Here is a 6,026-nt window from a genome sequence, read left to right on the forward strand (position 1 = left end):
GCATCGCGTTTTTTCTTTATTGATAAAAATAAATTTGGAAGCAGCTCGACACCGGACTGCTTAAGCAAAATCGTCCATGCATAGGACCGAATAATGCGCTTCGCGGGTGTGTGGGACTGCCTACAGTCATTAGCGGTTGGCGCGATGCGAAGTTCGATTAATATACTTCGTCACTTTGTTTGGAGTCAAGTTCATCTGCAAAGCTGAAATTGACCCATTTGGTAAACCAATTTTGTCTCAGATTAATAATCTCGTCTCGAAGCTTCTTTTTAGATATGCCAAAGTGTTTAAGCAGGTCTTGCTTGAATCCATTCTCTAAGTAGGGGCAGCTGATACAATCTATTAAAAGGAAGAATAACTCTGAGTCTTTCTTCAGCGAAGCTTCAGGGGATTTTAGCTTTTCTTTTATAGTTTTCTTGATGGCCTTTCTCGCCCTGCCATAACGTAACTTATCACGCATATAAAAAAGAATTACTGTTATCGAAAAGTAGTTCAAACTGCTATCAAAAGAAACGGTTTTCTTACCTCTATTATATGTTCCTCCGAAGTACTTAACTAAAGATGGCTCAGGCAACCAGTAATCTTTACCTAGTTCTGACAAAACTGTCAGCAAATAAAGCGTCTCAACCTGTGTATAGTTTTTTGTCTCATACTTCTCTATTACAAACGAAATATTGTCTGAGATACACTTGAAGATGTGGTGCATTTCATCGATTTCGATGGGTTTTTTCTTACAGAATTCGATTATTTCTTTTAAGACTCGACTTAGCTTTATAGTTGTATTGGCTCTCGGAGCGACGTTGTAAATAAAGAACGCGAACTCAATACAAGCGTCTATAGAATCCAATAGGTCTCTGTGAGTTTTGTAGTCGTACTGAACTTGCGAATATTTCTTAAAAATAGATTTGAGTTTTGATTCTACTATTGTGAGCGTGTAGTTAATCACGCTTTTGTATTCTGCCCCACTCTCAGAAAGTATTGATTTATATGTTGTGATCAATGTTTTTGCGTGAATAAAAATGTTTCCGTACTTTAATGGTTCTCCTTCTTCATCTACTTTTTCTTCGTCCTCATCAATATCTATTTTTATCTTATCGTTCAGTAGCTCAGATATTTTTCTCTTTGCTATGGTTATTTCAGTGATTATAGGTTTTTTATAAACGATTTCTTTTTCTGTGTTTAAGCCGAGTTTATATTCTGATAAGTGCTCGAGAAGCGTATCAACTATCACTTTGTATATTTTTTCTTCATTAAAGAAGACGAAATAATCATCTACGTATCTAAAAATAGAATAATCTTTATCACGATAAATTGATGATTTAGCAAGCCTCGACTCAAGGTTGAAGTCAACTTTTTGTAGGATTAATTCGGCAAATATTCGAGATAACTCAGGCCCGATCAGAATACCGTTTGTTTCATTGTAGTTTTGCTTTTGCATCAATGAGTCAAAGTCATCTGCGAATGAGCCAGCTAATGTTTTGTTGCCTACATTAGCAAGCTCTGTCTTAACGGGGCCTTTACCTAGTAGTGCCCACGCAATGGAATGAGTGTAAATTGAATCGAAGCACTTTGAGATATCGAGCTGAGCCATTACGTTGTATTTCTTCTCGCATTGATGGTATGCCTTTGACTCAAAGAACTCATGTATATTTCTAATTTTTTGGTATCCAAAAAAGGATTTTAGATGCTTATTGCGGTAGGAAAGATTTTTATCAAACTGGTTGGTAAGTACTACTGAAGCACTTTTTCTTTCATCGTCAAAGAGTCTAGTGTCGGCAATTTTATGCGGGTGGCGAAGGCTGAATTTTGACCTCTTAGAATAATAGAGAATCAATTCTTTGTACTTCTCATAGAAGTTGGCTATCTGAAGTTGATTTCTAGGATGAGGTACGGAGAGCTTTCTATAACTATCCTCTTTGTGGCTAACCCCATATTGAAAAGGCACAGTAATAAAGGTGCCATTTTTAATGACGATGGTTCTCTTGGCACCATTTTTTTCTACTTCATTTTCACTTATGCCAAAAAGCAACCTCACCACAGCATCATTGGCTTCATTTAAGCTGTTCCATATAATCTTGTCACCTTCAACTTCAAGAGAGTTCTCAATAATGAATTCGTAGAAAAACCTATTGGAAAAAGTAATCGGGGTTTCATATGGAAGAGTATCAGACAGGATAGCTCGTTCTTTTTTTAGTTTTATTCTTATGGTTTTTTTCACTTTGACCATGCCCTAGTTATTATTGAGAACTCTTGAGCAGTGAAATTTGCAAATAGTCTTCTATCAAAGCCTTCTTTGAATGAGTATTTTGATATTCGATTTCTTAACCCTGCGTTATTTATCGCGTTAGCTAAACCTTGGAGTTTATGATCAAGATTCTGGAGGCAATCAGAGCTTGTTATCCATCGGTTTGAGTTGTAAATCCCTACGACCGCGTTTCCTTTATTATTGGAAAGTTTTGTGTTGTAGGTCAGAAATTTAAGTCGCAATAAAAGTTCTCGTCTTGCTTTTTTGGGTTGTCGCTTTGAGTGTTTGTTGTAGGCGTTAATAGCGTCACTTATTCGTTTGTGATACTTGGATTTCTTCTTATCTGCCAACTCAAGTTTTACGCTACCACTGGCGCATTTAAATTTATAACCAAGATAATCAAACTGAAAGTTACAATTTGCTGTGCTGAAATCAATAGTTTTTGTTTTGTCGCCGGTAAGGTTTAAGCTTAACTGCTCTTCGCGAAGCCTTGACTCGATAAAATCAAGGTGGTGTTGGGAGTCTTTCCCCGGTGTGTGTGAAAGTACTATGACGATATCGTCAACATAACGTGCGTAATATATAAGACTTGGTAACTTTTCTACTTCCGCATCGAAATCCTTCATATAAAGCTCTGCTAAGTAGGCACTGACACCGACACCTCTGGGAATGCCCAAGCTCGCGCCAGACTGTTCTTCGTATGATTCAAGTAGTCTTGCAATGATTTTTCGAGTGGTGAGGCTGAGGATTGGACTCTTATTTAGCTTCTTCAGTAAAAGTTCTCTATCGATAGTCTCGTAGAAAGACTTTATGTCAGTTTTGATAATAATCTTGGGAAACTTGTTAGCCAAAACGGAGCGAAGTTGTGGAACGATTAGGTCTCTATCAGCTTGTTTCACACCATAGGTATATTTTATATTTTTTTGTATTTGTTTTTCGGCAAAGAAAGAGTCGACCGAACTGCCAGTAATAAAAACATCTTTGTCGTTTACTTTTTCGTCTAGCTTGGTTAGTGAGAATTTAAATTTCCTCTCGGAAATTTTATTTGAGATGATTTTTAGGTGACTTCTGACTACTTCATTTTTTTTGTTTTTTACTTCGCGAAGCAATCTATACAGGAGAAGAACTCGTTTCTCAAATACGGCTGGCGAATAGTAACGACGTCGAGAATAAATCTTACTGATTAACTTTCTTGCACGTTTGACCTTCGTGTACTCTTCGCTTACATCTTCGAAGAAGCGTTCAGCAAGATTATTTCCTTTCTTGTTCTCATGAACGTATATTTTGAATAAATTTTGATGTGAGAACGACTGGTCAAACATATTAGTCCTTTAAGTTACTTCTCCATTTTTAGAAGCTCATCCAAGATGTATCATTTTGGCTCTTTTTTCAAGACGTAGTGGGGAATGGTTGGCCATTATATGCACCCCCGAAGTTGATAATTAGCTTCCCATTCTTTAGCTCTCTTAGTGTAAGACGCAACGGCTCTTTCAGTGACAGTACGATTCTGTCTTTGTCCTGTTTGATCTCATCCATTTCAATACCTAAAAGCTGATTGCCAAATATCTTTGGGAGTACGTGACTGTAATGCTGTTCAATCATTGATATTGATATACCGCACTGCTTAGCGAGTGGTAAATCTGACAGTCACTTTAGTCTATCTACTTTTGCTGGGATAAAGCTTTATTTTAATCCCTTAACTGAAAACAACATAGTGAGAGTCTGTTCTCCATATGCATTTTTGCGCCTGTAGAGAAAAGGCGTTTATGATCATTTGTCTGTAGTGCTTACTTCTTACAATTTTTCTATCGGCGAACATGCTAAAAGTGTTATTTTTCTTATCAAATAAAATTCTCCCGCGAGGTAGCGCTTGATATTCAGAGTCAAAAAGCGTTGGACATTCAGGAAGGTAAACTTTTTCTGATTCCCAAACATCAATGTGGCTGAAGTTGCTGTCGGCAATTCCTACACTGCTATATGAGGCTTGAGATAATTGTATAGATTTTGATATGAGTTTATGTTGGTAAACCCAAAAGATACCAATACGAGGATAAGATGAGGCCATTTAAATCGTCTTTATACAGTTTTTACCTCACTAACGTTTTTTTCTTTTAGAACCCTTCTACTTACAATTTATTTGCTTAAACCTTTACACATGCCTGTCTAGATTAAGTGCATAGTTTCGAATGTATGGGGTTTTAATCTCAAGTAGAAGAAGGTAAAACAGTAGATGTCTTTCAAAAAAAGGCATATGAGCGCTTCTAAGCTCGGAAATTGAGATTGTTTAAATGTATGAAGTAGTGATGAAATTAACAGTACTAACCTGATTCGCGTTGTGTTTAGGCGCTAATTTCGATGTACTTTGGGGAATTTGTGCAGAAAAGTATTAATGATAAGGCATATTCAGATATGGCTTTTCTTTTTCAGGAGTATCAAGATTACCGGGCGAAACAGAAGCGTAGAGGATTGAATGATTTTAATCTTTTCACGACGCTCTTGAACAAAGGGGATGAAGTCCGCCTTCATTCAAGGTTTATTGCGTCGTTGTTAAATCCCAAAGGCTTGCATTACCAAGACTCCTTATTTTTGGAAATATTTTTATCACTCTACAAGCCAAGTCGTTTTAGTTTTGATTTGGCCTCAGCAAGTGTCCACAGAGAACATGAAAACATTGATATATACCTCACAGATGGGGCGAATCATATCATTGTCGAAAATAAGATTTATGCTGGTGATCAGCCTAATCAGATTGCTCGATACATTAGTTATGTGAATGAGCAAAATAGCGATGTTGAAGAAATAAATATCTGGGTGATTTATTTGACGATAGATCGCCCTGAACCAAGCGAATATAGCTTGGGCAATTATCGTCTAAATGCCGAAAAGACAGAATTGACAAATAGTGCTGACACAGTCTTTTACTCAAATTTGTATTACTCAAGTGTTCAACATCCCTCAATAATACAATGGCTGGAGAAAAGCCTCAATGAGGTTGGGAATCTCCAAAATTTATCCTTTCCAATTAAACAATACATGGAAGTGGTTCATAAGCTAACAGGTACTTATCGGAGTAAAGTGATGACGTTAAAGGAATACTTAGACAGCGTCTCTGTTGAAGAAAAACAACGCTTTTTAACTACGGCATTAAAAGTGTCTAGAGAACTTCCAGATTTAAAAAGTCAACAAATGGAGTCTTTTTTTGATCAGCTTCAAAAAAGAGTTTCAATATTTTTACCTGATGGATGGGAGGTTAGCTACGATTTTGGTAAGTTGAGTAAAAAGTGGGGGTATCCATTCAGAATTTATAATAAGTCAAACGCATTATCTATTGCTCTTGAATTTAATGCCTCAGATTTTAACCCACCAGTAACAATAGGTGTTGTTCGTAGGGATGAAAGCGTAAATCTTGGTCAAGTGGTAGCTGAAGCCCAGATTCAGCAAAAGTTACGACAACTTGGAGTGTCAGGTGGATACAGCCGTTTTCCACAAAGCAAATGGTGGCTTACCTATGAATATCTAAAGTTCGATTTATGGACAGAGATTGTTAATAGAGGTGAGACAGTTATGCTGGATACTTTTACTAATAAATTCATGAAGTTGGTAAATGATTTTTCTGAGGTATGCGATGCTAGTCACGGCTACTGGAGTTCAGTTGATGAAGGTAGCTGAGTGGCTTTGGTAGCTTGGTAAATCTGACAGTCACTTTAGTCTGTCCTGCTACAACCGTGAAAAATTTGTGATTTAATTATTGAATTAATTCCAGAAACAAAAAAACCGACTT

The 6,026-nt window shown here is 36.9% G+C and carries 5 protein-coding genes; 1 reads left to right on the forward strand and 4 read right to left on the reverse strand.

Annotated elements, in window-relative coordinates; all coding sequences use genetic code 11:
- Positions 1-157: 157 nt before the first annotated feature.
- The 4 genes from drt3b to GVO62_RS03425 all read right to left on the reverse strand — a co-directional run bounded on the left by drt3b (position 158) and on the right by GVO62_RS03425 (position 4,310).
- The gene (drt3b, locus tag GVO62_RS03410) at positions 158-2,218 is read right to left on the reverse strand and encodes an antiviral reverse transcriptase Drt3b (protein WP_159117744.1); all 2,061 of its coding nucleotides are present in this window, start codon (positions 2,216-2,218) and stop codon (positions 158-160) included.
- On the reverse strand, positions 2,215-3,567 hold the full coding sequence (gene drt3a, locus GVO62_RS03415) for an antiviral reverse transcriptase Drt3a (RefSeq protein ID WP_156078786.1): 1,353 nt from the start codon (positions 3,565-3,567) through the stop codon (positions 2,215-2,217). Before drt3a ends, drt3b begins: the two co-directional genes overlap by 4 nt.
- 67 nt (positions 3,568-3,634) lie before the next feature.
- Positions 3,635-3,847: a hypothetical protein gene (locus GVO62_RS03420; protein WP_159117745.1), complete on the reverse strand. Its 213-nt coding sequence runs from the start codon at positions 3,845-3,847 to the stop codon at positions 3,635-3,637.
- A gap of 94 nt (positions 3,848-3,941) precedes the next feature.
- A complete protein-coding gene (locus GVO62_RS03425; protein WP_159117746.1) occupies positions 3,942-4,310 on the reverse strand; it encodes a hypothetical protein in 369 nt (122 codons plus the stop codon).
- 308 nt (positions 4,311-4,618) lie between these two features.
- Between GVO62_RS03425 and GVO62_RS03430 the strand changes: the two genes are divergently transcribed.
- Positions 4,619-5,914, forward strand: coding sequence for a PDDEXK-like family protein (locus GVO62_RS03430; RefSeq protein ID WP_159117747.1), 1,296 nt, complete (start codon positions 4,619-4,621; stop codon positions 5,912-5,914).
- Positions 5,915-6,026: the final 112 nt, after the last annotated feature.

It is taken from the genome of Alteromonas sp. KUL150, from assembly GCF_009811475.1.
Classification (GTDB): Bacteria; Pseudomonadota; Gammaproteobacteria; order Enterobacterales; family Alteromonadaceae; genus Alteromonas; species Alteromonas gracilis.